The organism is Acaryochloris thomasi RCC1774, assembly GCF_003231495.1.
Taxonomy (GTDB): Bacteria; Cyanobacteriota; Cyanobacteriia; order Thermosynechococcales; family Thermosynechococcaceae; genus RCC1774.
On sequence record NZ_PQWO01000008.1, the window covers coordinates 70,222 to 94,388 of the forward strand.

The following is a 24,167-nucleotide window of genomic DNA, read 5'->3' on the forward strand; positions in this document are numbered from 1 at the left end:
AGCCACCAAGACTTATATTCCAATACACCACAGCAGGAAAGATCATGAAGAAAACGAGTTTCAATGAACGGTTAGAGCGATTATCTCAGTCGCAAGCTGTCCTTCCCCCTGATTGCCAAGATCAGGTGCTCAGCGATATTCGCGATCGCAAGTGTCACATCGTCAAAGTTGAAGGGAACGACCAACATCCCAGCTACACCTATAGCGTTGGCCTCTGGCATCATTTTGGACACCCAGAATTTGTGACCTTTAGCCAACCCGAACAAATGGGTGAACAGCTCATCGACGATATGCAGAAGCTGGTGAAGGTCGGTCAACCTCCTGTTGTGCAGCCAACACAGGAAGACTCTGAACTAAATTATCCAGTCAAACTACATCCCATTGATAACGATCAGTGGACCCGCGATTTTCTGCCCCTTGCAGATTGGTTTTATGATCGCGAATCCTTTCCGGTACTGGAGCTATTCCCAAACTAATCATCGAGGAGCTGCTCTAGCACTTCTGGATTCACCTCTAACGGTTCGTCGCCTTCGATCAGGGCTTCATCACACTGGTCGAAGGCGATTTCGTTGATGTTTTCTAAGGCTCCGTCCAGCATCAGGTTGAGATCTACGGCAATTTTTTCTAGTGCCTCACGCTCCCACTGAGGCTGTTTGGCTAGGGCAAGCAAGAACGAAACGTGGGCCTCATCTAGCCCTATGTCGGCAGAGATTTCAGATGCCTCAGGTTCTTCAGGCTCTTCGACAAAGATGTCTGACAGAATTGCGGAAGCAGCTTGGGATTCATCTTGGCGACGCTGAATGAGGTCTAGATTCAAGCCGATCTTGGACGGCACTGCTGTCGTCACGGCTGCAGGCGGCTCCTTGGCAACGAACGTAAGCGGCTCATCGGCGTGGAGCTGACGGTGAACCTGTTCAGCTTCAAAGCCCAGCAGTGGATAGAGTTTAGTGAGTACGTCAATAACTTCGGGTTGGGCCTCCCCACCAGCTTTGGCAACGCTGATTAAGAACTTTGCGATCGCAACTTTCCGCCCTCCAGAAATATCAGCAAGCCGAGCCTTGAGGCCCCGCAGCGTCGGCTTGCTGCAGCACAGCCACTGAAAATAAGCGAGGAGACGGTCTCGCTCAGGCTCTTGCAAACTAGGGGTCCAGGCTAAATATTTCTGGACATGGACCATCCCAGCCGCATCCAACTCTTCTGAGACCACAACGAGCGCAGCCAGATGCAGCAGCAACTGAGCCGTTGAATAACTCGAAGACGGCTCCACCATCGCCCCGTGGATCAAGCGAAACAGCACCACATTTTGATTCGCCTTGAGGGGCTTGCCGCCAAACCGTGCGTCTGGCTCCACGCCAATGCCCTGGGTTTCAAGAAACTCAGAGAGCAGTACCGCATCCGCCTTGGAGAACTTCACTAACGGTTCAGCAGTCCACTGTTGAAACAGCTCCTGAGCTGGGATCACCTGGAACTCATATTCACTCAGGCAGACCGTTGCCCACTGGCGAAACTGACTGACCCGAGGCAACTCATGCTGCAGAGCAATCTCAAGGGGGAGTCGTAAAACTGCCCCATAGCTCCCCCGAAGTTCAAGATTACGGCTGAGCCAGCGGCAGTAGGGATCAAGACGATCAACACAGCTCTCAACTAAGGGCTGAATCACCTCTAAGCGGTTGGCAGTCTGGGTAAACTCGGGCAGCTCTGCCGTAATCTCAAGGGGAGCACCAAAGGAAACGGTAGCCGGTTGATAGGTGCGGGTCAGGCTCACCGAAGGTCCAGAACCATCCAAAATTATTCCCTTGCCTAGCTGATCGTGATAGCGAAGTCGAAACAGGCTTTGAAGTTCAAGCAAACAGCTAGAGGGCTTTGCTTTAGTGACGTCCAGCACCCAAGCTAAAGCCCAATGGGCAGGCAGCGGCTCACCCGCCTGAGCCAATTTACCCAGCGTTAGCTGCAGCGGGATGCTGTCTCCAGGGCCTTCTCTAGGGGGCTGTCGGAGGGCCAATCCTCGGGGGGACTGCAGCAGCCAGCAGGCTTCGAGAAAGTTAGCTGCATCCCGCGAGAAAGACTCGCTGTGGTCATAGAGCGTCATTAGACGCTCTACCTCATCCATAATCTGCGTCAGTTCGGCAGTGTAGTCTGCGGTAGAGTCTCTTAGATCATAAAGGACACGGCGTTCGAGGCCGTAGAGAAACAGAAACACATAGCCGACATGAATATCAGGATCGGTGCGACCTGCAGCCAACCATTCTAAATAAGCCGCCCGACACCCAGACGGGATCTCGCTGTAGGAGGGCCAGTGAGTCATCCATTCCCCTCTGTGATCGGGCTGTTCAGAATCAACCTTGAGCTGAGGGTTGATCAGGCAGGGTTCAATGCTGACGTGTTCATGAATTCCGGCCAATGAATTACCGATGTAGATCAGGCCGTGGGTCAAGGTGTAATCTGCGACGGTGACCGCTTCCCCAGGCATAACCCAGCGAGCCACGGATAAGGTCGATAACTCAGGAGTTGCCGCTGATTCTGATTTCGGAAGCGCAGATTTCTCCGGCAGTGGCAGAGCGGATGTTGAAGGTGCCTCAGCGGGGGGCTGCGGTTTCGCCGGAAGCAATTTTTTGAGCCAGTTCAGCATCCTGAGGCTTAGAAAGCGAGTTCAAATTTAGCCCATTGTATCGGGCATCCGACGATGAAATGTAGGTATACCCGATTAACTTTGAAGATCTTGCATCAAACTCAAGCTTGCCTTGTGCCTCACCCCCTTACTTTTAGACGACGTGGTTGCTGGCAAGCTTTGCGATCGCATCTACAATAATTCGATGCTCCTGCACCTGAATCCGGGCGTGCAGAGTCTCTGCCGTATCCTCTGGCAACACCGGCACCGCTGCCTGCATCAGAATAGGCCCGCTATCGACTTCAAGCGTGACAATATGGACCGTACAGCCTGATATTTTGACCCCATAGTCGAGCGCCTGCTCAATGGCGTGTATGCCCGGGAAGCTCGGCAATAGGCTGGGGTGAATATTCACCATCCGCCCCAGGAACGCATCGATCAGCACCTGCGTGGCTCGCCGCATCCAGCCCACCATAATCACCCAGTCTACGTCTGCAGCCTTGAGAGCCGCGACAATCTCCTCGTCAAAACTCTCTCGATTTTGATAGTCGCGGTGATTAATTAGCTTTGTAGGGAATCCCTGCTGCTGGGCACGTTCGGCCACTTTGGCTTTGGGATTGTTGTATATAACGATCTGAACTTGGGCCGGTAAGATATTTTTCGAGATGGCAGTTGCGATCGCAGCGAAATTGCTGCCGCTGCCCGACGCCATAATGCCCAGCTTCAAAGGCGTTTGGACTGCCGCCTTCGACCGAGAAAAATCAGGAGACACTAAACTCTCACACATAGAGCACCCTTATTCTCAGGAGTAGTATCTGAAGCAACAACATGATCAATCTGCCTTTGCTAATTTATAAGCACAATAAATTTTCAACCTTTCTCTTCATCAAACCAATTTTGTCAAAATCCTGCGTATTGGCATCAAAGAGCCACTAATTTTCTATATTCCTCAATCTGACAGCTCAATCATCCACGGCTTCAACCTGATCGGTATCTGGAAGCTAGACTTTTATACGAAACGAGTGGTGAGCGATAAACGCAGGCGTTCAGATTCTCTAGTTATTTGGGAACCCTAGCTAGGATAGCGAATCATGTCCAAATTATCTTTAGAACCTTCCGTTTCATTCATGCCTGCGACTCTCACACCTCCACACAAAACTTCTGCCCCCGCCGTAGCTCCTGCCGCCGCATCAACCGCAAATTACTTCATTACCCTCTGCACTCACGAACGCCAGTGTCTGTTTGGCGAGATTATTGATGGGCAAATGCGGTTAAACAAGCTGGGGAGCATTGTCGAAGACGAATGGCAAAATGCAGCCAAAGATCGCCAGGATCTCAACTGTGACCAGTGGATTATCATGCCCAATCATATTCACGGCATCGTCAGCCTAGCAGAACCACCGGAGACCGATGGTATATCTGGCGGTGACATCAGTGAATCGACCGATCCGGTCTCTGCGCCTGAGGCAACTCAACAGCGGGCACTTTCAGCCTGGATGGAGGAATTTAAAGCGACAGTCACCGATCGCATCAATATTCATCGCCAAAACACACGCCCCATCTGGCAGACCACTGACGATCAGCAGTTGATCCCTCACCATTTTGCTTTCAATATTTTTCGGCAGTATATCCGCAGCAACCCCCATGCTTGGCTTTGGGACAAGCTCCATCCAGATAGCCCCTCTGACTGGCTACATTCTGAAGGGGCTATCTAAAACGATCCCATCGAGAAGAGCATCATACTGGCAGGCTTCTTTGCAGAAATAAGACATAGCCCTAGCAAAACGCTCAGCAGCAGACAGACGCTCAAGCGGCGCTACATGGGGACTGTTGTCAGAACAAACGACTACTGAACCCAAGATTCTTCTTGATGGGCCTCAAGTTCCGCATAGGCCCGTTCCTTGTGTACTTCAATACGACGTCGCTTAAGCTTCAGGGATTGGCGAGGGGAAACGTCTCTCCGAGAGGGTCGAGGCAGCGGCGTTCTGCTTGCTGTTCGGGCGTCCAAACGCCTTAAACCGAGCAAAACAGCATCCCGAATCTGAGGCTGAGGTTCCTGCGCCAACAGCAGTTGAAAATATTCATTGAGCTCCTGCCGTCGGTCATGGGTCAGAACCTCTATCCGACTCAGGCGCCGCACTGCAATCAAACGCTGCAGTGGATCCGTCGTCATCAGTTGTGTCACCCACTGCTCGTACAGGTCTGCGTCCTCGGCTGGCGGCTTCAGCAGTTGCCCAATCAAGAGACCCAGAACTGAGAGGAGACAGGCTCCCTGGAGCAGGATCGCCAGAGCAATTCCAACCTGTCCCGTGTCTTGCCAAATCAAAATCGTGCTGTAACTAATCACCACAGACAATAAGCCAGTAGTCAAAGCTAACAGGAGCGGCGAGTCCAGCAGAGACCGCATCATCTGGGTCGCCTTCAGAGATACATGGGTGCTGCGAGAAGCAAGTATCGTGATACTGAGGCCGATACAGAGGGCTATCAGTAATGGCCAATTCCAAATTAAAAGTGCGATCGCAACGACAGCCGCAACGCCCTGAGAAGATACATTGCTGTTGCCTAGCTGTCGCACCCAGCGGCCCGTCGCCTGGGCTTGGTTACTCACCACATCCATCACCAGGGAATGCTTCGCAGGCGCAAAAGCACTGTAGTCAGCCCACTCGAAAAGCCGCTGCTTTAAGGATGGTGTCTTCGCCATGCCACAATGAATCCAATCGAAACAACAAAATCACCCTTCGCCAAGAGCGCCAGCGATTTTATAGCTCCCACTAACCTACCATCTTCCACTGAGCAGATCGCACACACCTTTAACAGGCAAAATATAATAATGAGAACCCTTTTTGCTTTGATGTGCCTGTGACTTCTACTTCCGAGACCGAAACGCCAATGGGGCAAGCCTCAGCCAATGGAACGGGGACACCTGAGCCAACCCCAGATCCCAATGATGAACTGCTCAACGATGTAGAGATGTCACTCTTTGACCATCTCGAAGAACTGCGTCAGCGAATCTTCTTCGCGCTGCTGGCCGTTCTTGGAGGCGTCATTCTCTGTTTTTGGAAAGTCAATCTGATCGTCAAGCTCCTCGAAAAACCAGCCCAAGGCGCTCAGTTTTTGCAGCTCGCCCCCGGCGAATACTTCTTTGTCTCGATAAAAGTCGCAGGTTACAGCGGCTTATTAGTGGCTAGCCCCTTTATCCTTTACCAGATTATCCAGTTTGTGCTGCCGGGTCTCACCCGCAAAGAACAAGGATTCCTTGGTCCCATTGTTCTAGGATCTTCCGTTCTCTTCGTTGCCGGGATTGCCTTTGCCTACATTGCCTTAATTCCCGCCGCTCTCAACTTTTTCATCAACTATGGCGCTGATGTCGTTGAACAGCTCTGGTCCATCGATCGCTATTTTGAATTTGTTCTGCTGTTGTTATTTAGTACGGGCTTAGCGTTTCAGATTCCTGTCATTCAGCTACTGCTTGGCTTAGTGGGTATCGTCTCAGGCCGCCAAATGCTCGCAGGCTGGCGCATTGTTGTGCTGGGGGCTGCAATCCTAGGTGCTGTACTGACGCCCTCAACCGATCCCCTCACCCAAAGTCTTTTAGGAGGGGCCGTCGTTGGTCTTTACTTCGGAGGAGCAGGGCTTGTGTTGCTCCTGGGCCGATAGCTAATCGCAGCTCCATGGGCCTAAAGTTGATTTCGAACTTTATTCTCGTGGGAACCAATCGTTTCTGGCTGAAAGGCAGAGAGAATAATAGCTCCTGTCACTAGAATAACAACGGCCCGAGGACTGCGCCCTTGAGTGTAATCAACAAGCTGACTCTTGGCTTCAGCATCAGCAATTAAGCGCTGCACCGGTAGAGAGCCAGGACTAATAACTGCGACCATCTCGCCATCAGCAACCGTATTTCCGTACCCCAAATTAATTTGACCGTTGTTCATTAAACATTCCCAAAACCCCAATTCACACACCCTCCTACACCTGAACCACCAAGTTCTGATGTACAAACCCTAAAGCAGCCTCAGCTCTTATTGCGGTCGTACTGGAACAACACAGAGGTTTTAGCTCTCTATGTTGTTCCAGCGCTGATCGAAATTTGACAGTCTACCGGGCCATGTTCCTATGATTTCCTACTTGTAGTGCGAATAAACTCACCCAGTTGGGTGATCTTGTCTGCACCGGGTCGGGGGATCCTTCCCTTAAGCTAGACTGACCGTTTTCGTGCTGAAGCAGAACGCGCCCGACAGGATTTGAACCTGTGACCAATTGCTTAGAAGGCAACTGCTCTATCCACTGAGCTACGGGCGCAAATGTATAGGTTCTGAGCTTAGCAGAACTCCTGTGTCGATAGTACCGCACGCTCTCTAGCTTTGTGAATGCCCTTAAATCGCCAGGAATGTCCTATGGACAGCCCCCAAATGCAGTACAGTGCTTACGTTAGCCTGATGTCATAAAATTGCATGGCCCCTTCGCATCAGTTTCAGCAATCGATTTATATTGAGGCCCCCCTTACCGTTGTTGATCAAACCATTACCGAACAAGAGCTAATGCAGCGCTGGCTCAATCCTGCTCTCAAGTGTGAATCTGACGGTCCCTGGAGCAGTGAACTTGGCAGCAAAACTCGTTTTTCAATTCAAACACCGCTGGTGCAGCCAACGCTCAATAGCACAGTGGCAGAGCGCAAAGCGGGGCTAGTGGTATGGCAGTTCGATGGTTTTTTTACGGGTTGTGATCGTTGGGAATGCTTTCGAGAAATCACGGGCACTCGCCTAGTTAATCGCTTTGAATTCACCATCACTAATCCGCTTGTTTCTTTTGGGTTTTGGACCTTTGCTGCTACCTGGACCCAAAAGGATATGTTTTCTCAGCTAGAGCGACTCAAGAAGGTGGCTGAATCCTTATAACCTCTTGAAGCCAACAGAGAACAATTCACGTTCAAAGAAGTCATCTTTACTGTCTCATCGGGGCAAAATGGCTAAGAATGCTTGTTTACTTGGATCAAGATGTACGGCATCGGCAAAGCGCGTCGCAAATCGTACACTAAGTGGATGCCCCCTTAGTTCAAGCATTGTTCAGATAGGTTGATACTGGTAAAACGTCCATGCAAGGCAATCGCTCCATTGATGATTCAACAGTCCCCGTCCTCAGCAGCTTGGGCGATCCGGCTTTGCCGAATCAAGTTTGTCCACGACGCACTCGCATTCAGCTGGATCTGATGATGCTGGCTCTAGAGGCCCTAGACTTAAATGCCTCAGAAAATATGTTGGCGAGCATTCAAGAGCTACAGCTACAGCCTGTCATCCAAAACCGAGTGACGCTTTGGAAACTTCGCAACACGAATCCTTTGCGCCGATATAGCCGTCGGTCAAGATCTTTGAGTCTATCCGAAGCCAAAGCACTGGTTGCCATTGCCTGCAATCTGGCTCGTCAGCAAACGGCCACCATTCGCCAGTTATTGTTGGTGCAGGAGCAGCTTCAATCACAGCAGCTTTCGCCCAACCATAATATTCAGCTCGCCAATTATTGTGAGCGGTTTCGCGCCCACTTTCGCAGCCGCATGAACTCGAATCGCAGCGCAGTAGCGGCCTATAAAGATAATGAGCGCCTCGATGAATTAGCCCTAGACCTCTTGGGACAGGTACTATTTTGTACGGGTACTGCTGGAATTCACCGATTCTGGTCTAGTCTATTTGATGGAGAAGTCGCCTAGCGTCATTATGACCATTCAACGCCAATATCTGTTACCGAACTGTACGCTGACCCTCGAAGGTCTGAGTAACGCCATCGGCACCCAGGAGCTAAGACCCTCTCTGGATACGCTGATGCGATTTGAATGTCATTTTGCAAAGCTCGATCAGACCTTGGTTGGGGGACTCGATTTTCTGGAGAGCCTCATTCAAGCCACGAGTGAGTGCACGCAGTCCTGGATGAGCGGGGTTCAGCATACAAAAGCGAAGCGAAAGGCTAGAACAGCAGATCAGGTTCAACTCCAACCGGCCACTGATGGACAGTTTCAGATGTCAGTGCCAACAACTCTACTGAGTACAACGGGGTCAGAAACACAGTCCGTTGACCTGCAGCTATCGACGGTTCAGCTTTTCGATCTCTCGGAGGCCCTCGATCAGCTCTTGGCAGACTCTCAAACACTTCCCAACCTCTCTTCAAATATTCAGCCACTCTCTCGCAGAGAAGCACTGTCAGGGCAACCTCTGGCGAAACGAGCAGCACCGCTCGCGTTGGGAACAGTGAGTCTTGCGATCGCAACCAGCGCCCTATACTTTGTCCCAGCCCCTGAGATTAGTCGGCCTAAGGATGAACCCATCCCAACCGAGACGCCCGTCATACCAGGGACATCACCGCCACCAACCGGTGAAACAACTCCAGCTGAGCCAGGAGAAACCAATCCCAATCCTTCAAGTCCCGCGTCTCCCGCAACACCGTCAACGGAGACGCCTTAGATAAAGCTAAAAGGTAGCGCGACAATTTCCTCTAAAATGCTAGTCGGGCCTTAGATCGCAAGAAGCTAAGAAGACGATATATCTTCTTTCTCTCTGCAATCTGGAGCCTCTGAGGACCCCTGACGTATCATCTGGAGAATTATCGTGGACTTATCGCTCATACCCGCGCAACCAAAATTAGGCATTGTCAACGTTCTGATTGAGATCCCAGCCGGGAGCAAGAACAAGTACGAGTTTGATAAGGACATGCAGGCAATGGCTCTCGACCGAGTGCTCTTCGCCTCAGTGCAGTATCCCTATGACTATGGCTTTATTCCCAATACACTGGCCGACGATGGTGACCCCTTAGACGGCATGGTGCTAATGGATCAGCCCACCTTTCCTGGCTGTGTAATTGCAGCCCGTCCCATCGGCATGCTGGAAATGATTGACGGCGGCGACCGCGACGAAAAAGTTCTCTGCGTTCCAGCAGAAGACCCGCGCTACAACGAAGTAACCTCCCTTAAAGATATTGCACCTCACCGCCTAGAAGAGATTGCCGAATTCTTCCGCACTTACAAAAATCTTGAGAAGAAAGTAACCGAGATTCTGGGCTGGCAGGATGTTGAGAAGGTCAATCCCCTCGTCAAGGAATGTATTGAAGCGGGTAAAAAGTAAAACAGGTTCAACCTTAGAAATCTTGCCCTTGCCTTGCATCCCTCTCCCTGGGGAGAGAAGTGACGAAGTTATTTCTTCCTTCTCCCTCGGGAGAGAAGGCTGGGAGATCAAAGCCAAGGATTTGAGCCAGGGACCAATCTGTTCCTCAGTTCGCAGTAAGCTATGGACTGGGCGTACATTATGAAGTCAACATGGCCACCATTAACGACAACTATCTCAAACTGAAAGCAGGCTATCTATTCCCAGAGATTGCGCGCCGCGTAACGGCCTTTGCTGAGGCCAATCCCGAGGCACCCATTATCAAACTGGGAATTGGTGATGTCACTGAACCCCTACCCGAAGCCTGCCGCGCGGCCATGATTACAGCGGTTGAAGACATGGGCGATCGCAACTCTTTCAAAGGTTACGGCCCCGAGCAAGGCTACCCGTGGCTCCGGGAAAAGATCGCAGCCCAAGACTTTCAGGCCCGAGGCTGTGAGATTGACGCCTCCGAGATCTTCGTCTCCGACGGAGCAAAGTGCGACAGCGGCAACATTCTAGATATTTTCGGCAACCAGAATACGATTGCCGTCACCGACCCCGTCTATCCCGTCTACGTTGACACCAACGTCATGGCCGGACACACCGGTCCCGCGAATGAAGACGGTAAGTATGGCGGGCTGGTCTATATGCCGATCACGGCAGAGAACGACTTCACCGCTGAAATTCCTGATCAGCAGATTGATCTCATTTATCTTTGCTTTCCTAACAACCCCACCGGAGCAGTCGCCAGCAAAGCCCACCTCAAAGCTTGGGTTGACTACGCCAAAGCCAACGGTTCAATTATCTTTTTTGACGCCGCCTACGAAGCCTTCATCACCGATCCTGAGCTGCCTCACTCCATCTATGAGATTGAAGGTGCCAGAGATTGCGCCATCGAGTTTCGATCCTTCTCTAAAAATGCCGGATTCACGGGGACGCGCTGCGCCTTCACCGTCGTCCCCAAATCTGTAAAAGCCAAGGCTGCAGATGGCTCAGACGTAGAGCTATGGAAACTCTGGAATCGTCGCCAATCGACAAAATTCAACGGCGTATCCTATATTGTCCAGCGCGGAGCCGAGGCCGTTTACTCCGAAGCAGGTCAAGCTCAAATCAAAGCCTTAATCCAGTTTTACTTAGAGAACGCCCAGATTATCCGAGATCAGCTCACAGCGGCGGGCCTCGCCGTTTACGGTGGCGTCAATGCCCCCTACGTCTGGGTCAAGACTCCCGACAACATCTCTAGCTGGGACTTCTTCGATAAACTGCTGCATAACTCCAACGTCGTCGGCACCCCCGGCTCAGGGTTTGGTGCTGCTGGAGAAGGCTACTTTCGAATTTCGGCCTTCAACAGCCGTGAGAACGTAAACGAAGCCATGCGGCGCATTACCTCCGCAGCCTAGTTGTTTGCCATAGCTCTCCTCTAGGGCGCACCAGATCATAGGCGATCAGTTAAAGGGAATGAATGAGAGAAAGATCTCACCCATTCCTTACAGATGTTATGTACGGCAGCAGCACAAATGCCTATTAACATCATGCCTAACAGAGGGAACTCTATAAGCAAGGGCTGCTGAATCTGCAGCTATCAGGAGAATATATCCGGTAGATCCTGTCTCTATCAGCCCAGGAAAATTCGTTTTGTAACAAATAATCTAAATACGTGACGAATTTAGCCGATTGAGATATGAATATAGGAATCACTCAAATCCTGTATCACTGGTTGACTCTTCCCTAACCTCAAATTGACTTGAGAGATGAATTGATTCAGTGATCCCCACACTCAACTCACTCACATAGGATTACCTTGAAATGTCGATGACAAAGCGTTCACTAAACTTGCTGGCCCTATTCACTTCAGTTAATGCAGTGGGCCTAATACTACCAACCCTTCAGGCCGCGGAAGCTGCGCCAAAGCCTCACAACTATAACCCAGCTCTAGTTGCAATCTATACTTCAAGCTGCATGAAACAGCTTAATAGAAATCCCGATGCTAAGAAAGCATGTCAGTGCTCTGTTAGAGAGATGCAAAAGCACCACGCTCAAACACAGGCCGTTGCAATTGTGAAAAAAGCAAAGTCTAGTTCTAGCGTTGATCCGTCAACTGGCGTTCCCAACGGGATGTCTAAATATTTTGCTCCCTGCCTATAATTCACTCACTAGAAAATATCTTCTTAGAATCCCGAACAAAGCGAGTTGCGCTTGGAGGTTGTCTCGAAAATATCTAGAGTTCGAGGCTCTTGACTCCTTAAACGTTAAACTCACCAGTCGAAATTACGGTAGAGGCTCATCAGCCCTCAGTTTACTGCTCAATCTCGCCATCGGCGAACTTCTGGGTCATTAGGTAAGCCTCTTCATCCGTAAGCTGTTTGGGTGGATGTTTCATAAAGTAGGCTGAAGGCGAGAGTAGAGCGCCACCAATGTTGCGATCTAGGGCGACCTTGCAGCATCGAATCGCATCAATCACAACACCAGCCGAATTCGGAGAGTCCTCCACAGACAGCCGCATCTCTAGATGCATCGGCACGTTACCAAATAGCTTGCCCTCAATGCGAATAAAGGCAACTTTATTATCTTTCTGCCAAGGGACATAGTCACTCGGCCCCACGTGGATATTTTCTGGTTCGAGAGGCTCTGCGAGGGCAGATTGAACAGCCTCAGTTTTAGAGACTTTCTTAGACACTAGGCGACTACGATTGGTCATGTTTAAGAAGTCTGTGTTGCCCCCCGTATTCAGCTGGTAGGTTCGCTCAACCTTAACGCCCCGCTTCTTGAATAGATCGGAGAGCACCCGATGGGTAATCGTGGCTCCAACCTGTGATTTGATGTCATCACCAATAATCGGGAGTTTGGCCTGCTGGAAGCGTTCAGCCCAGCTCGGATTGCTGGCAATAAAGACAGGAATACAGTTAATAAACGCGACCCCAGCCTTGAGAGCGCACTCGGCATAGAACTGCGTTGCTTGCTCAGAGCCAACCGGTAGATAGTTGATCAGGATTTCTGCACCAGAATCCTGCAGCTTTTGCACAACAGCGTCTGAACTAGGCTCAGGATGCTGACTTTTTACGAAGGTCTGAGCCTCAGGAAATTCTGACATATGCCCAGAGCAACCATCTAAAACGCAGCCCATACTGACGTTGATGTTGCTTTTTGGCATATTTTCGCACAAAACGGTGGTGCAGTTGGGGGCAGCAAAAATGGCCTCATTAATATCGTGGTCAACCTTGCGCTGGTCAATATCAAAGGCACAGACAGCTTGAATATCACCGGGTTGATATCCACCTAGCTCCCAGTTCATGAGGCCAATGACTTCCGGCTCATCCGCACAGCGATAATATTCAATCCCCTGTAGGAGCGCACTGGCACAGTTACCTAACCCAACGATCGCGATTTTAATTGTGTTCGCCATTATTGCTCCCTAAGGTCTGGACTGCGTCCAATTTCTGCGCAAAGCTAATAATACGGCAGAACGGAACTGGATTGATCGATGGACTGATGACGACATAATGGGTGCCAACAAAACGATGGTCCTTGACTGACCAGAGGCAGGCCGATTGCCAACCTTCGCGTCACAGCTGCACATCACATCAAAGCCCATTGAATTCTAGGACACAGCTTGCTTTGATGTTTATTCACCATAGGTTATTTACTCAGACATAGGTGATTGTTGTCCCTCCCCTAAAGGGAATTTCCAAAAATTTTAAATCCAGCCCAATAGAACGGGTCTGAGTAGGGACAATCTTCTGGAGCAGCCTGCGCTTCCTGCAAAAGCTTTTCAGTTAAAGCAATTCCAAAATAGTGTCCCCATTTCCCTAAAGTGTTGTACGTACTGGTTCGCAACCAATTTTGTGCCTGCTGTAGCGCTAAGGCAGGCGGTACTTGTTGCTGAAGACGCTGATATAAATTGAGCAGGATCAGTGTTGTAGGGGTCGGTTCTATTGGCCACTGACAAAGGATAATGTGGGCAACACCTGCCATAAGCAAGCCTGTGGGCAAGTCAATACCCTCTACGGTATTTGCGGGCAGATAGTTCGAGAGGCAAATAAGCGAAAAACGGCTCAGATCGAGCGATAAGATATCGGCCAAAGTGAGGGTCTGATGGGCTGCAAGTTCAATGGCAGACTGCAGGGGTTGCACAGCGTGCTCACGAGCAACTGCAGCAATCCATCCCTGCCCCGACATCAACTTCAGCGCTGCTAACGTTCTTGCTTGACTAGCCCGAGCTTCAAGCAATCGGGTCGCGCGCGGATACAGCATCTGCACGCCAATATCTTCTAAAGGTGTGGGAGGTTGGGGAGCCACCATTAAAAATTGCTGGGATAGGAAGCGATGCTGATACAGTTCTAAGCCAAGATGGACCGTAGGCAGATATGTCAGGGTCCAGGTATCGGGGAAGAGTGTGTGGAGAGGCAGAGTTTGCAGGCCCTGATTGGGCACTAAAATTAGCTGCTGCACATCGCCAAGCGCCTCTTGACACAGGCGATCAACATTGAGGAGCTGACGCAATTGCTGAAGTTGGGCCTCCAGGATTGAAGGAGCACGGTCTGCGGAGCATTCGCGCCATTGCCCGATCCACTCTTCCAGTTGAGCGCGCTGACGAGCGTATGCCTGCGTCTTACTGGAGCGCTCTGCGCCGTTCCATCCATCGGCGGGCGGAATCCGAAAAACGGTCGGGAACTGGTGAAGTTTTAGAACAAATACCGAAATTGCGACGGGACTAAGATGCCAAAACAGCAGTGCCGTTTGAGGTCGCAGCAGTTTCTGCATTTTGGCCCAGTCTGCAGGGAAAAATTCTTCGACATCGCGCCAGTGGTTGAGGCGTGCATGATGGGCCATATCTGCGGTCAGCAAGGCTTGGGTCGCGTCTGTTTGGGCTAGCAAATCAATCTGCATTTGATCTAGACCGGACAGCTCTTGCTTGAGTCCCTGTCGCTGCTCAGGGGACAGAGTCAACATTTGAAGAATCTGCTCCCGTTTTTCTAGCGCTTCAGGCAGCATGGTTTGGAGCGCATATTGGTCATTGAGGTAACCGCAAACCGTCAGTAAAGATTGAAGCGCCAGCAAATGTAGTTCAGGAAACTGGGCAAAAGTCAAAAATTCTAGTGCACTGAGATAACTCAGTTTTGCCTCTTGCCAGGAGGGATTCGGATCGATGAGTGTGTGACCTTCGCGATATTGAAAGTCTCCTTTACGCTGGTGCAATATGCCGCAGGCACGAGGATACTCAGGATGGTGCGGTGGCATAGCCTGTAGCCCCTCTTCTAGGGCTGCAATCGCGGCGGGGTAGCCTTGAGTAAGGTAAATGCACATGCCTCGATCTTCCCAGGCAGGCCAGAGCTGTTGCTGGGTGAGACGCAGGGCGACGTCATAGTCGGCAATGGCCTGTTCATACTGTTTTTGTTCAGCCCAGACGCTGGCACGGTTGTGCCAGGATTGATAGTTTTCGGGATTCAGTTTGATCGCTTGATCAAAACTAGAGATGGCTTCAATATAGTTTCCAGATCGAAAGAAGGCCGTGCCTCTGTAGTTCCAAATACGGGGAGATTCGGGTTCTAATGCGAGGGCTTTGTCATAACTTGCGATCGCAAGTTCATAGCTTCCAGCATTCGCTAAAGCCCCCGCCCGCTCTAGCCAAAAATTAGGATCATCTAGCCCAGATCTTGGTGTCGGGGCCTCTGAGCCTGCAGGCGGGTCTTCTAAATCTTCAGGGACCGTTAGCGGCGGTAGCGACTGGACTTCAGCCTGACGATTGGCATAGAGCGTCTGAGCATTCGTGTTAGCGATCACGGCCTCGGGATAACGCTTTAGGCGCTGCAGAGCGACACCACACTGCGCCCAAAGATCAGGGTTCTGTCCGTCTAGCTTGAGCGCCTGCCGAAAACGGAGCATTGCAGTGGCCGGATCATCTTGATTAAGAGCATCCTTGCCTTGTTGAATCAGAGCCGTCAGGGAAGAAGCCATGGAAACTAGCCAAGAGAATAGCGCATACCAGGGTGTTGAACCACCACCCCCAACAACTCTAACTGTAGAAGTGTACTGGATAGCTCCCCAGTAGGAATGTGCATTTTCTCTACTATTAAATCAAACGGGATGCCGACTTCACCGGTTCCCTGGACCAATTCTTTAAGGGCCACAACCAAGCTCTCCTGTACAGGAGTCAATGCTGGAGAAGCAAGTGCAGCCTGAGCAGGAGCCGTTTCTATTCCCTTCTCTACTTCTAGGGTGGGCATAGCGCCCAGCATATTGAGTAAATTGCCAATGCCTAAAATCGCCTGTGCTCCCCGCTGTAGCAGTCCCAAGCATCCCACCGCACGAATGTTGTCGAGGGAGTTGGGCAGCACATAGACATCACGGCCATATTCATTCGCTTGGTATGCCGTAATTAATGCCCCTGACTTACTCGGTGCTTCCATCACCAAAGTGGCACGACTGAGAGCGGCAATAATGCGATTACGTTTCGGGAAATGTGAGCGATGGGGCTGGGTGCCCGCAGGATACTCGCTCACCACTAAACCTTGTTCTGCAATACGCTGGTGCAGCTTTTGATTCCGCTGCGGATAGGGCGTATCGACTCCGGTCCCCAATACAGCAACCGTGCGCCCGCCCGCTTCGATACAGCCAATGTGGGCTTGGGTATCAATGCCCTCTGCCATCCCTGAAACAACCGTAAAGCCGTTTTTTGCCAGAGCATAGGCAATTTTTCGGGTCCAGCGTTTTGCATATTCTGACGGATCTCGCGTCCCCACAATTGCAACCGTTGGTGTAGCGCCCTGGTTCTCAGCCACAGAGACCTGTCCGTAGTAGTAGAGAACCGGTGGAGGATCGCCAATTTCTAACAAAAGGCGAGGGTACTCCCGATCTGAAGGCACCCAAAAGTTTTGATGCTGGTGTTCAGCGAGGAATTGCTCTGGATGAATGGCCTGTCGCTGACTCAGAATAGTAGTGAGCGTTCGTCCTCCAATTCCGCTGACCATCTGTAGCTGCTCGCCACTGGCAACCCAGGCCGCAGAAAGCGAGCCAAACTGGGCCAGCAGCCGCTGCAAAATGACGGGACCAATGCCCGGAATCTGAGACCAGGCCAGCCAAAACGCTCGGTCTGTCTCCACCTCTAAGGGTTGATGGATTTCACGGCCCGGTGGGAAAAGCCTTGCTTCGAGAGGGCCTGACCCAGCTGTAGCTGATTCTCAACGCGATCAACAAACATCACCCCGGTTAGGTGATCAATCTCGTGCTGAATCGCCCGCGCAAGTAGCTCAGTAGCCCATATTTTTTGAGGCCTACCCTGTTCATCTTTGTAAGCAACTTCAATCGCTTCGGGACGGGTCACGTCTAAATAAACCCCAGGAATGCTGAGACAGCCTTCTTGATCGGCGACGAGATCATCACTTCGCTTGCGGATTTGCGGATTGATTAAAATCAACGGTGAGTTAGCGGCTTCGTCGGGGTCAATATCTACAACAATCACCTGCTTCGGTACTGCAACCTGCGGTGCAGCCAGACCAATGCCGTCAGCACTATACATCGTCTGCAGCATCTCTTTAACCAACTGCCGAATATCGTTGTTGACCTGAGACACCCGCTTGGCAGGCTGACGCAGGACGCGATCGCCCAAAGTATGAATATTAAGAGGGGGACTCTTGAGCTTGCGTTTATCAAAAACAACTTCAGAAGACATAAGCGGCAACAGATGTGCAGTAACGTTTGCTAGCTTTATTGTACTCAATTTAATCCGCCCACTCTTGATGGGCAAAAGACTAATTCTGCTCAAGTCTCTGGTACAGAAGGCAAAAGGCTGTCAACGGCCAGAGAGTAGAGTGGTATTAATTGATCGAAACAACTCCATGTGAGGAGGCACAACATGCTGACCTATGTGCTGGTCTGGATTATGGGTTTAGGGAGTTTAGGTCTCTACCTGGCAGCCTACTTATTCCCCGAGGTCCACCGTAAGAATGACTTTATTTGGGGTGGAGTAGGGCTGTTTTATGCCCTCGTTCTGTGGGCCAATGCCAAAACGATTCCAGGGAGTCTGCTATTAGGTCAAATTGCCAGCGTTAGCCTGATCGTCTGGCTGGGCCAACAGACGATTCAGCAGCGCGCGTCATTAGCCTCACCTGACATCCCCCGTCCTGAGTCAGGGTCAGTAAGCGGTCGTCTTCGAGGCATTGTGCTTCAGGCATGGAAGCTGATCGAGCCACTCATCGCCTTGATTTCAGGCTTCGTTGCCAAAGTACTCGAAAAGCCTCAAGAGGCAAACATTGCAGAGATCGAAGTAGGGGTTACCGAGGAGGCAAAACCGAACTTTCTCAATCAGCTCACTGATCCCCTCTCTAATTTGTCAGGCAATTTGACTGGGTTATTTAAGTCCGGTGAGAAAAGTCCACAAACCGTCAATACTGTAACTATCAAGGCAACACCGGCCTCTGAAGATACAGTAAAAGGCAAAGCCGCATCAGTGGTGACGGAGCCTGCAAGCAAAGAAACACCGCAGAACCTCGATCCGGTTGGGGACGCTCCAGAAAAAGCAGCAGAAGCTGAAGTTTCACCGCCGCCGGAGGTTGAAACACCTCCATCTACTGAAAATCCATCAGAGCCTCTAGACGTTTCTAGCGCACAAGAAGAAGAAACGTCGGAATCCCCCATCACCGTTGAAGTACCGATGGCGGAAACAGAGGCGACTCAAACAGAAGCCACCCGTGAGGTTAGTCAAGAGAATGGAGATGAAATCCCAAACGCGACCGAACCGGTAGATCCACAATCAGCTTTGCCACCTGTAGAAATAGATACAGATAGCCCTTCCCATTCTTCTGAGACTATTGAGGTACAACCTCCAGCAGAACAAGAACAAGCTGCTGCAACAACCTTTGACACACCTGTTTCAGAGGGAGACACCTCTGAAACAGAGAATTCTGATGCGGTCGGGAAGGATTCCACGACCGCAGAGACATCGGTTGAATCTAAGACGACACAGACGGCAATAAACAGCGGCGATCTGCAGCCAGAAGACAAGCCCGAAGAATGGACTGCGCCTGATCCACTGGCTTAGATGCTCTTAGCACTGGCACTAACGCTCAGCAAGACTGAAGCATAGCTCCACGGCCCCAGTACGCTATGCTATCGAACTGGAACCGGTACGTCTCGAACCATTTGGAGGATGCCGACAAAAACGGTAAAGAACTCCAGGCGTCCCAGGAACATACCAATGCTTTGCACCCAAAGCAAGCCAGTCGGGGCATCTGCCGCAGTGACCCCAATCGACAGCCCCACCGTTCCTAATGTACTGGCGTACTCAAACAAGCTGTCCTTAAGAGGGTAACCGTAGGCGGCAGTAATGCTGCTGCCAATCCCAAAAACAAGCAGGTATAAAAAGACAAACAGCGCAATTTGGCGAATTTTAGCATCGCTGAGGAACTGTCTTTGCTCACCCTGCCAAGCATCTGGTTCGGTAACGGCGCTTTTAGGTAGCAGCATCCGTCGGACTTCCCAGATCAATGCTCTGTAAAGTACATAGATTCGATGTTGCTTGATACCCCCAGCAGTAGAGCCAGATCCACCGCCGATAAGCATTAGGGGAATCATGACTAACCATCCGAAACTATTCCAGTCTCCATAGCCAACGGTGGAAAATCCTGTGGTGGAGAGGGCAGTTACGGTTTCAAAAATGGCGACCCGGATCGCTTTCTCTAGGGTGGGATAAAGTCCGGTCGTTACACCCAGCAAGAGGAGCAGAGCACACAGAGGAATCATCAATGCCTGTAGGCGGATCTCACCGTTGCGAATCACCGCTTTGAACTTGCCTGTGAGCAGCAGGTAGCCTGTGACAAAACTCAGGGTACCAAACAGCATCAGTACAATTGTGACGGCTTCCACCGCCGGACTATCCCAGTAACCAATCGAATCTGTTCGCGTCGAGAACCCGCCTGTGGAGAGAGCTGCGAAAGAGTGGTTCACGGCATCAAACCAGCCCATCCCAGCCACTCGAAGGGCAACAATTCCGATGGCGACGTAGCCGCTGTAGAGACTCAAGACAAGTTTGCCTGACCGACGAACGTTGGGGGCGAGCTGATCACTGCGGCCTTCTGCAGAAGATAGGCCAGATCCTGAGGGACCGGCTAAGGCGCTGAGAGTGATAATCGCTAGACCTGCGCCTCCGGCTAGCTCAATGGTGCTCCGAAACAAAAGAATTAAATGGGAGGCTTGGGTCACGTCTACGACCGATAGGCCCGTTGTGGTCCAGCCGCTGGTGGACTCGAAGATGGCCTGGGTAAAGGTGAGATCTTGGATCGTGATGAAGGGGATGGTGCCAATTGAGATCGCAACAATCCAAGACAAAACCACAATCACGGCCCCCTCTGGCAAAGTCAAACTCACACTCTTTTTGGGAGCAAGTTCTTTCCACAGCAATAGACCGACTAGCGCCATACCCAGCCCCGGCAGAAGAAGCCCCCAAGCGAGGGACAGCTCTTCAGGGTAAAAGATCAGGGCTAGCAGAGGGGCCAGAATCGTCAGACCAGAAATAAAACACACCAGTCCGGTGTAGCCAAAAATCGCTCGGTAGCGCTGGCGCAGCAGTTGATGATATCGCATATCTTTCTAGGTTCCCTCACCCGTTAGTACCCGCAAAAATGGCCCATAGTGTTCTGGGCGACTCACCAACACAAGGCGATCATTGACCTGCAGCCGAGTCCACCGTTCTGGCGAGACCAAGTATTGATTGCGAATAATGCAGGTGATTTGAGCCTGACTGGAAATTTCTAGCTCTTTGATGGTTTTGCCAACGGCAGGACTGTCTTCATTAAGAGCAATTTCAACCACGCCGACCTCGCCCTCCGCGGCTGACATGACGGTTTTGATATCTTCTTGCTCAAGCTGCTGTTCAATCAGGCTGGCAATAATCTCGGTGGCGGAGAAGGCAATTGAGATGCCTAGTTCCTGAAAAATCGCCTGGTTATCTGGATCATTCACCAGTGCCAGTGTGCGCGAGACATCGTACTGTTTCTGAGCGACCTGACAGGCAGCTAGATTATTCTGATCTTCCGCCGTCAACGCCAGCAGTGCATCAGCGCGGTAGGCTTCTGCATCCTTGAGAGTCGCTGGATTGCTGCCGTCGCCCACCATCACCGTTGCTTTGAACTGACGAGAGAGGGTTGTTGCTTCGGCAGAATCGTGCGTGATGATTGTTAGGTGATAGCCCTTGCTGGCAAACTGTCGGGCCAAAAAGTAAATGAGCTTACCGCTCCCCACCAAAATGAGTCTCATGCGCCCACCTCCTGAGGCTGATTGAAGACCTGCAGGAATGCCTCTGCAGAGAGTTTCGTCGGGCTAATCGTTGCAATGCCCAGTTGTTCGTACATTTCCTCTTTACCGGGGTCAAAGACGCGAGCTAGCACCTTAGGAACATCAAATACGGTTTTTGCCACCTGAGCCACCATTAGGTTGATGTTGTCTTGATCGGTGACGGCAAACAGACAGTCGGCCTGGTTGGTTTTGGCCTGCTCTAACACCGCTAACTCGACAGCATCTCCGATCACTTGGAAGCCACTGAATTCACTGGAAAGACCGCTGAAATTTTTCTCGTTACAGTCAATTGCGACAACGCTATGACCTTGACCACTTAAGCGACTGGCAAGGATTGAGCCTAAGCGGCCACACCCAACCACGACAATATACAAAGACTGTGCCATATTGATCCTTTCGTTGCGTAAAAGAAATTTTTAGACACTTGATATGACAGATGATGATCGTCTGAAGGGGCGAATGATCAAATGTCCTATGAAGAGAAAAGTGATGTGAGCGCTATATGCTAGCGAAGCTCTATAGCGTTGGCCTGTTGCTCGGATCTTCTGTTGCGCGGTCTAAATTTTGCTTCGCTGATTCAAAAGTCGGATCTAAATCAATCGCGACCCGATAATTCTTGAGTGCTTCTAGACGATCACCCAACGTTTCCTGCAGCATTCCCAGCAAGTCAAAGGCTTCAGGACGAGACGGGTCAGAGCCGATGGCCTTTTTGGTTTGTGCGATCGCAACCTCAAACTGTCGCTCACTGGCCTGATATTTCGCCAGCTCTACCATCGCACCATAGTCTTGCTCCTCTTGGTCACCGAGCGCTTGCCGCTCTAGCACCCGCTGCACAATATCTCGAATCTCTTGAGGGGTAAAGGGCTTTTGGATGAAGTCTACGGCTCCCAACTTCATGGCCCCCACAGCGTTGTCCACCGTAGCGTGGGCTGAAATCATGATCACCTTAATTTCTGGGTACAGCTCCACGGCCTGCTCAATCAGCGCCATGCCGTCAATTCCGGGCATCTTGAGATCGGTCAAAATCAGATCAAAGCTCTGCTCCTTGAGTCGAGCGAGGGCATCATCTCCGTTGACCGCTGTTTTTACTGCATAGCCCTGAGGTTCCAGGGACTGGGCAACCGTTAGCCGGATGCTCTTCTCATCATCGACGACTAAGATATTTGAACTAGACATGCATTGAATCTCCTTCCGTAACTGGTGAACGATCCACTATTGGTAATGTAAAGGTAAACGTACTGCCTTGGCCCGGTATTGAGTCCACCCAGATGGTTCCGCCGTGAGCTTTGATCATCTCTTTGCAGATCGCTAGTCCTAAACCGCTGCCGCCGACATCTTTTTCAGTCTCGACCTGCACAAACTTATCAAAAATTCGGGCTTGATACTCTACCGGAATGCCATCACCATCATCGGCGACAGAAACATAAATTACGTCTTGGCGAGGTTGGGCCGCTACCCGAATCTGCCCGCCCGCTTCCGTGTAGCGAAGGGCATTAGCAACCAAGTTAGTTAGCACCCAAGTAATTTTGTTGGCATCTGCTTTAACCTTAGGCAGTTCTTCCGGAATTTGCTCAATGAGCTCCACTGATTTCTCTTCTACCTGCATCTGAAAAGGAGATAGAGCCTTCTTGATCAAAAGCCCCACATCAACCGGGACTAGCTCCATCTCAATACGACCTGACTCGATTTTGGATAGATCCAGGAGGTCATTGACGAGTGCCCGCAGCCGCTGGATATCTTCTTGAGCCGTCTGTAGAAGCTCCTGCTCCGTATCAGAAAGCTTCTGCTTGGCAGTTTCTAGCAGCAGGTTAATACTCATGGTCATGCCGGTCAGCGGCGTTCGTAATTCGTGGGAAGCTGTAGCCACAAAGTCACTCTTGAGCTGATCGAGTTCTTTGAACTTCGTGACATCCTGGAGCAGCAACACCACCCCCAGCATTTTGTCCCTATCGGTGGTGACAGGGGTGATGGCAAATTTGTAGTACTGGATGTTGTGGTCGCGCTCCATCTCCAAAATGGATTGCTCCTCGTCCAGTTCAGGAGGTTGGCCAGATTGGGCTGTTGCCTTCACATGCTCAAACAGCGACTCACTGTGAACCACCTCTAGAAAGGAGACATCCTGAGCTTGCTTAGGAGTCGTTTGTAAGATTGCAGCAGCCGTTGGGTTAATCGCAATGATTTTGAACTGATCATCCACCACCACCAGACCATCGACAATGCTAGAGATAATTGCCTCACTGCGCTGCTTCTCTGCAATCACCTTGCCCACGTTAAGCTGACGAAAGGCTTTCAGTTTGCGACTCATCGTCGTAATCTCGTGGGCAAGCTGACCCAGCTCATCCTTTGTATTCACTTCGAGAGTGACATCATAGTCACCCTCTGCAATCTGTTCTGTGGCCAGCGTCATTTCGCGCAGGGGCCGTCCAAGTCGATCTGAGAGAATCAGGCTGAAAGCTAAGCCTAAACCTGCTGCTGCTGCTCCCGTCACAATCATTGACCAGGTCGCCTGCTGGGAAACCAGCTGCGCTTCCTCAGAAGCCGACAGCATTGTTTTTTGATTCAAATCTCGCAGCTCACTACACCCCTCACGGACCTCTTGAAACTGAGGCAGCAAAGTTTTGTAGTAGTAGTCAGAGTCAGTCTGTTTTGCTGAACGCAGGTCTGGCATTTGAGAAAACGCAATCAGATAGTCCCGGTAGTCATTCTCTAAAGCCTCTAATTGCTGGGCTTCGCCCATGATTGTAATGTTGTCCTTGGCGCGCCCCAGCCACTGTAAAAAATCAATTTCATGTTCACGGAACTGTCTCGTTCCCTGAGACTGATTCTCTAGCAACACCAAAAGAGTGGCGCTATCCTGACGCTCGATAGCGTCGATCATATTCTCTGCGGCAAGGATACTGCGATAGTTCTCTCGTAAGATTGCGTCGCTGGCCTTCCCCAGCCGTCGCAGATTCACCACTCCCCAGCCGCAAACGAGAATGACTAGTGCTAGAGACACGCTGTACCCCAGTAATATCTTCGCTTTTAGATTCACTGTTAAGCTGCTTTTAGACTAGAGGTCAAAGTCCTGTTGTATTGTCACGCTAGATTATTAGTTGTAGCTTAAGCTGCTCTGAAAGAGGTAGATAGCGATCCATCAAGAG

General features: G+C 50.9%; 22 protein-coding genes and 1 tRNA gene. 9 read left to right on the forward strand and 14 right to left on the reverse strand.

The genetic code is table 11. The features are described from left to right. Nucleotides 1–44 precede the first annotated feature (44 nt). Nucleotides 45–476 (forward strand): DUF4262 domain-containing protein, encoded by a 432-nt coding sequence (locus C1752_RS13905; RefSeq protein WP_110986678.1) that lies wholly within the window; start codon nt 45–47, stop codon nt 474–476. Here the strand turns inward: C1752_RS13905 and C1752_RS13910 are convergent. Next, the gene (locus C1752_RS13910) at nt 473–2,629 is read right to left on the reverse strand and encodes a tellurite resistance TerB family protein (protein WP_110986679.1); all 2,157 of its coding nucleotides are present in this window, start codon (nt 2,627–2,629) and stop codon (nt 473–475) included. The genes C1752_RS13905 and C1752_RS13910 overlap by 4 nt on opposite strands. Nucleotides 2,630–2,762: 133 nt before the next feature. Next, nucleotides 2,763–3,395, reverse strand: a complete 633-nt coding sequence (gene purN, locus C1752_RS13915) for a phosphoribosylglycinamide formyltransferase (protein ID WP_110986680.1) — start codon at nt 3,393–3,395, stop codon at nt 2,763–2,765. Nucleotides 3,396–3,699: 304 nt separating this feature from the next. Here purN and C1752_RS13920 point away from each other — a divergent pair, with 304 nt between their 5' ends. Beyond that, nucleotides 3,700–4,323, forward strand: a complete 624-nt coding sequence (locus C1752_RS13920; RefSeq protein WP_146242340.1) for a transposase — start codon at nt 3,700–3,702, stop codon at nt 4,321–4,323. A gap of 131 nt (nt 4,324–4,454) precedes the next feature. Here the strand turns inward: C1752_RS13920 and C1752_RS13925 are convergent, their stop codons facing one another. Then, nucleotides 4,455–5,309 carry a hypothetical protein gene (locus C1752_RS13925; RefSeq protein ID WP_110986682.1) on the reverse strand — a complete coding sequence of 285 codons (855 nt, stop codon included), beginning with the start codon at nt 5,307–5,309 and terminating at the stop codon, nt 4,455–4,457. Nucleotides 5,310–5,497: 188 nt separating this feature from the next. Between C1752_RS13925 and tatC the strand changes: the two genes are divergently transcribed. Then, on the forward strand, nt 5,498–6,265 hold the full coding sequence (gene tatC, locus C1752_RS13930; RefSeq protein ID WP_110986814.1) for a twin-arginine translocase subunit TatC: 768 nt from the start codon (nt 5,498–5,500) through the stop codon (nt 6,263–6,265). Between the two features lie 20 nt (nt 6,266–6,285). Here the strand turns inward: tatC and C1752_RS13935 are convergent, their stop codons facing one another. Together C1752_RS13935 and C1752_RS13940 are read right to left on the reverse strand one after the other, a co-directional pair. Next, nucleotides 6,286–6,540, reverse strand: coding sequence for an extracellular matrix/biofilm biosynthesis regulator RemA family protein (locus tag C1752_RS13935; protein ID WP_110986683.1), 255 nt, complete (start codon nt 6,538–6,540; stop codon nt 6,286–6,288). Between the two features lie 294 nt (nt 6,541–6,834). Then, nucleotides 6,835–6,907 (reverse strand) — tRNA-Arg (locus C1752_RS13940). Nucleotides 6,908–7,059: 152 nt separating this feature from the next. Between C1752_RS13940 and C1752_RS13945 the strand changes: the two genes are divergently transcribed. The 5 genes from C1752_RS13945 (at nt 7,060) to C1752_RS13965 (ending at nt 11,135) form a co-directional block, all read left to right on the forward strand. Continuing rightward, entirely contained in the window at nt 7,060–7,503 is a 444-nt protein-coding gene (locus tag C1752_RS13945) for an SRPBCC family protein (protein WP_110986684.1), read from the forward strand. A gap of 197 nt (nt 7,504–7,700) precedes the next feature. Beyond that, on the forward strand, nt 7,701–8,309 hold the full coding sequence (locus tag C1752_RS13950) for a DUF3038 domain-containing protein (protein ID WP_110986685.1): 609 nt from the start codon (nt 7,701–7,703) through the stop codon (nt 8,307–8,309). Nucleotides 8,310–8,316: 7 nt separating this feature from the next. Continuing rightward, the gene (locus tag C1752_RS13955; RefSeq protein WP_110986686.1) at nt 8,317–9,057 is read left to right on the forward strand and encodes a DUF4335 domain-containing protein; all 741 of its coding nucleotides are present in this window, start codon (nt 8,317–8,319) and stop codon (nt 9,055–9,057) included. Between the two features lie 144 nt (nt 9,058–9,201). Continuing rightward, on the forward strand, nt 9,202–9,714 hold the full coding sequence (locus tag C1752_RS13960) for an inorganic diphosphatase (protein ID WP_110986687.1): 513 nt from the start codon (nt 9,202–9,204) through the stop codon (nt 9,712–9,714). Nucleotides 9,715–9,905: 191 nt separating this feature from the next. Continuing rightward, complete coding sequence (locus C1752_RS13965) at nt 9,906–11,135, forward strand: LL-diaminopimelate aminotransferase (protein WP_110986688.1); 1,230 nt, start codon at nt 9,906–9,908, stop codon at nt 11,133–11,135. Nucleotides 11,136–12,031: 896 nt separating this feature from the next. On the opposite strand, the gene C1752_RS13975 is transcribed toward C1752_RS13965, so the two are convergent. The 4 genes from C1752_RS13975 to def all read right to left on the reverse strand — a co-directional run bounded on the left by C1752_RS13975 (nt 12,032) and on the right by def (nt 17,404). Continuing rightward, nucleotides 12,032–13,138 carry an inositol-3-phosphate synthase gene (locus tag C1752_RS13975; RefSeq protein ID WP_110986690.1) on the reverse strand — a complete coding sequence of 369 codons (1,107 nt, stop codon included), beginning with the start codon at nt 13,136–13,138 and terminating at the stop codon, nt 12,032–12,034. 269 nt (nt 13,139–13,407) lie between these two features. After that, nucleotides 13,408–15,690: a CHAT domain-containing protein gene (locus tag C1752_RS13980; RefSeq protein ID WP_110986691.1), complete on the reverse strand. Its 2,283-nt coding sequence runs from the start codon at nt 15,688–15,690 to the stop codon at nt 13,408–13,410. A 5-nt stretch (nt 15,691–15,695) separates the two neighbouring features. Continuing rightward, nucleotides 15,696–16,835 carry a DNA-processing protein DprA gene (gene dprA / locus C1752_RS13985; protein WP_110986692.1) on the reverse strand — a complete coding sequence of 380 codons (1,140 nt, stop codon included), beginning with the start codon at nt 16,833–16,835 and terminating at the stop codon, nt 15,696–15,698. Nucleotides 16,836–16,837: 2 nt separating this feature from the next. Beyond that, nucleotides 16,838–17,404, reverse strand: coding sequence for a peptide deformylase (gene def / locus C1752_RS13990; RefSeq protein WP_110986693.1), 567 nt, complete (start codon nt 17,402–17,404; stop codon nt 16,838–16,840). A gap of 183 nt (nt 17,405–17,587) precedes the next feature. Here def and C1752_RS13995 point away from each other — a divergent pair, with 183 nt between their 5' ends. Next, on the forward strand, nt 17,588–18,772 hold the full coding sequence (locus C1752_RS13995; RefSeq protein ID WP_110986694.1) for a Ycf66 family protein: 1,185 nt from the start codon (nt 17,588–17,590) through the stop codon (nt 18,770–18,772). Nucleotides 18,773–18,840: 68 nt separating this feature from the next. Here C1752_RS13995 and C1752_RS14000 read toward each other — a convergent pair whose 3' ends face one another. The 5 genes from C1752_RS14000 to C1752_RS14020 form a co-directional block, all read right to left on the reverse strand. Further along, a complete protein-coding gene (locus C1752_RS14000; protein WP_110986695.1) occupies nt 18,841–20,313 on the reverse strand; it encodes a TrkH family potassium uptake protein in 1,473 nt (490 codons plus the stop codon). Nucleotides 20,314–20,319: 6 nt separating this feature from the next. Further along, entirely contained in the window at nt 20,320–20,985 is a 666-nt protein-coding gene (locus C1752_RS14005) for a potassium channel family protein (RefSeq protein WP_110986696.1), read from the reverse strand. Beyond that, entirely contained in the window at nt 20,982–21,410 is a 429-nt protein-coding gene (locus C1752_RS14010) for a potassium channel family protein (RefSeq protein WP_110986697.1), read from the reverse strand. Before C1752_RS14010 ends, C1752_RS14005 begins: the two co-directional genes overlap by 4 nt. A gap of 130 nt (nt 21,411–21,540) precedes the next feature. Continuing rightward, entirely contained in the window at nt 21,541–22,200 is a 660-nt protein-coding gene (locus C1752_RS14015) for a sigma-54-dependent transcriptional regulator (RefSeq protein ID WP_110986698.1), read from the reverse strand. Next, nucleotides 22,193–24,022: a HAMP domain-containing sensor histidine kinase gene (locus C1752_RS14020; protein ID WP_233501597.1), complete on the reverse strand. Its 1,830-nt coding sequence runs from the start codon at nt 24,020–24,022 to the stop codon at nt 22,193–22,195. The genes C1752_RS14015 and C1752_RS14020 overlap by 8 nt, the downstream gene beginning before the upstream one ends. Between the last annotated feature and the right edge of the window lie 145 nt (nt 24,023–24,167).

Bases quoted from the DNA above. Each gene is read 5' to 3' on its own strand.
- C1752_RS13905 (WP_110986678.1), top strand. From the start codon at position 45: ATGAAGAAAACGAGTTTCAATGAACGGTTAGAGCGATTATCTCAGTCG.
- C1752_RS13910 (WP_110986679.1), bottom strand. From the start codon at position 2,629: ATGCTGAACTGGCTCAAAAAATTGCTTCCGGCGAAACCGCAGCCCCCC.
- purN (WP_110986680.1), bottom strand. From the start codon at position 3,395: ATGTGTGAGAGTTTAGTGTCTCCTGATTTTTCTCGGTCGAAGGCGGCA.
- C1752_RS13920 (WP_146242340.1), top strand. From the start codon at position 3,700: ATGTCCAAATTATCTTTAGAACCTTCCGTTTCATTCATGCCTGCGACT.
- C1752_RS13925 (WP_110986682.1), bottom strand. From the start codon at position 5,309: ATGGCGAAGACACCATCCTTAAAGCAGCGGCTTTTCGAGTGGGCTGAC.
- tatC (WP_110986814.1), top strand. From the start codon at position 5,498: ATGGGGCAAGCCTCAGCCAATGGAACGGGGACACCTGAGCCAACCCCA.
- C1752_RS13935 (WP_110986683.1), bottom strand. From the start codon at position 6,540: ATGAACAACGGTCAAATTAATTTGGGGTACGGAAATACGGTTGCTGAT.
- C1752_RS13945 (WP_110986684.1), top strand. From the start codon at position 7,060: ATGGCCCCTTCGCATCAGTTTCAGCAATCGATTTATATTGAGGCCCCC.
- C1752_RS13950 (WP_110986685.1), top strand. From the start codon at position 7,701: ATGCAAGGCAATCGCTCCATTGATGATTCAACAGTCCCCGTCCTCAGC.
- C1752_RS13955 (WP_110986686.1), top strand. From the start codon at position 8,317: ATGACCATTCAACGCCAATATCTGTTACCGAACTGTACGCTGACCCTC.
- C1752_RS13965 (WP_110986688.1), top strand. From the start codon at position 9,906: ATGGCCACCATTAACGACAACTATCTCAAACTGAAAGCAGGCTATCTA.
- C1752_RS13975 (WP_110986690.1), bottom strand. From the start codon at position 13,138: ATGGCGAACACAATTAAAATCGCGATCGTTGGGTTAGGTAACTGTGCC.
- C1752_RS13980 (WP_110986691.1), bottom strand. From the start codon at position 15,690: ATGGCTTCTTCCCTGACGGCTCTGATTCAACAAGGCAAGGATGCTCTT.
- def (WP_110986693.1), bottom strand. From the start codon at position 17,404: ATGTCTTCTGAAGTTGTTTTTGATAAACGCAAGCTCAAGAGTCCCCCT.
- C1752_RS13995 (WP_110986694.1), top strand. From the start codon at position 17,588: ATGCTGACCTATGTGCTGGTCTGGATTATGGGTTTAGGGAGTTTAGGT.
- C1752_RS14000 (WP_110986695.1), bottom strand. From the start codon at position 20,313: ATGCGATATCATCAACTGCTGCGCCAGCGCTACCGAGCGATTTTTGGC.
- C1752_RS14005 (WP_110986696.1), bottom strand. From the start codon at position 20,985: ATGAGACTCATTTTGGTGGGGAGCGGTAAGCTCATTTACTTTTTGGCC.
- C1752_RS14010 (WP_110986697.1), bottom strand. From the start codon at position 21,410: ATGGCACAGTCTTTGTATATTGTCGTGGTTGGGTGTGGCCGCTTAGGC.
- C1752_RS14015 (WP_110986698.1), bottom strand. From the start codon at position 22,200: ATGTCTAGTTCAAATATCTTAGTCGTCGATGATGAGAAGAGCATCCGG.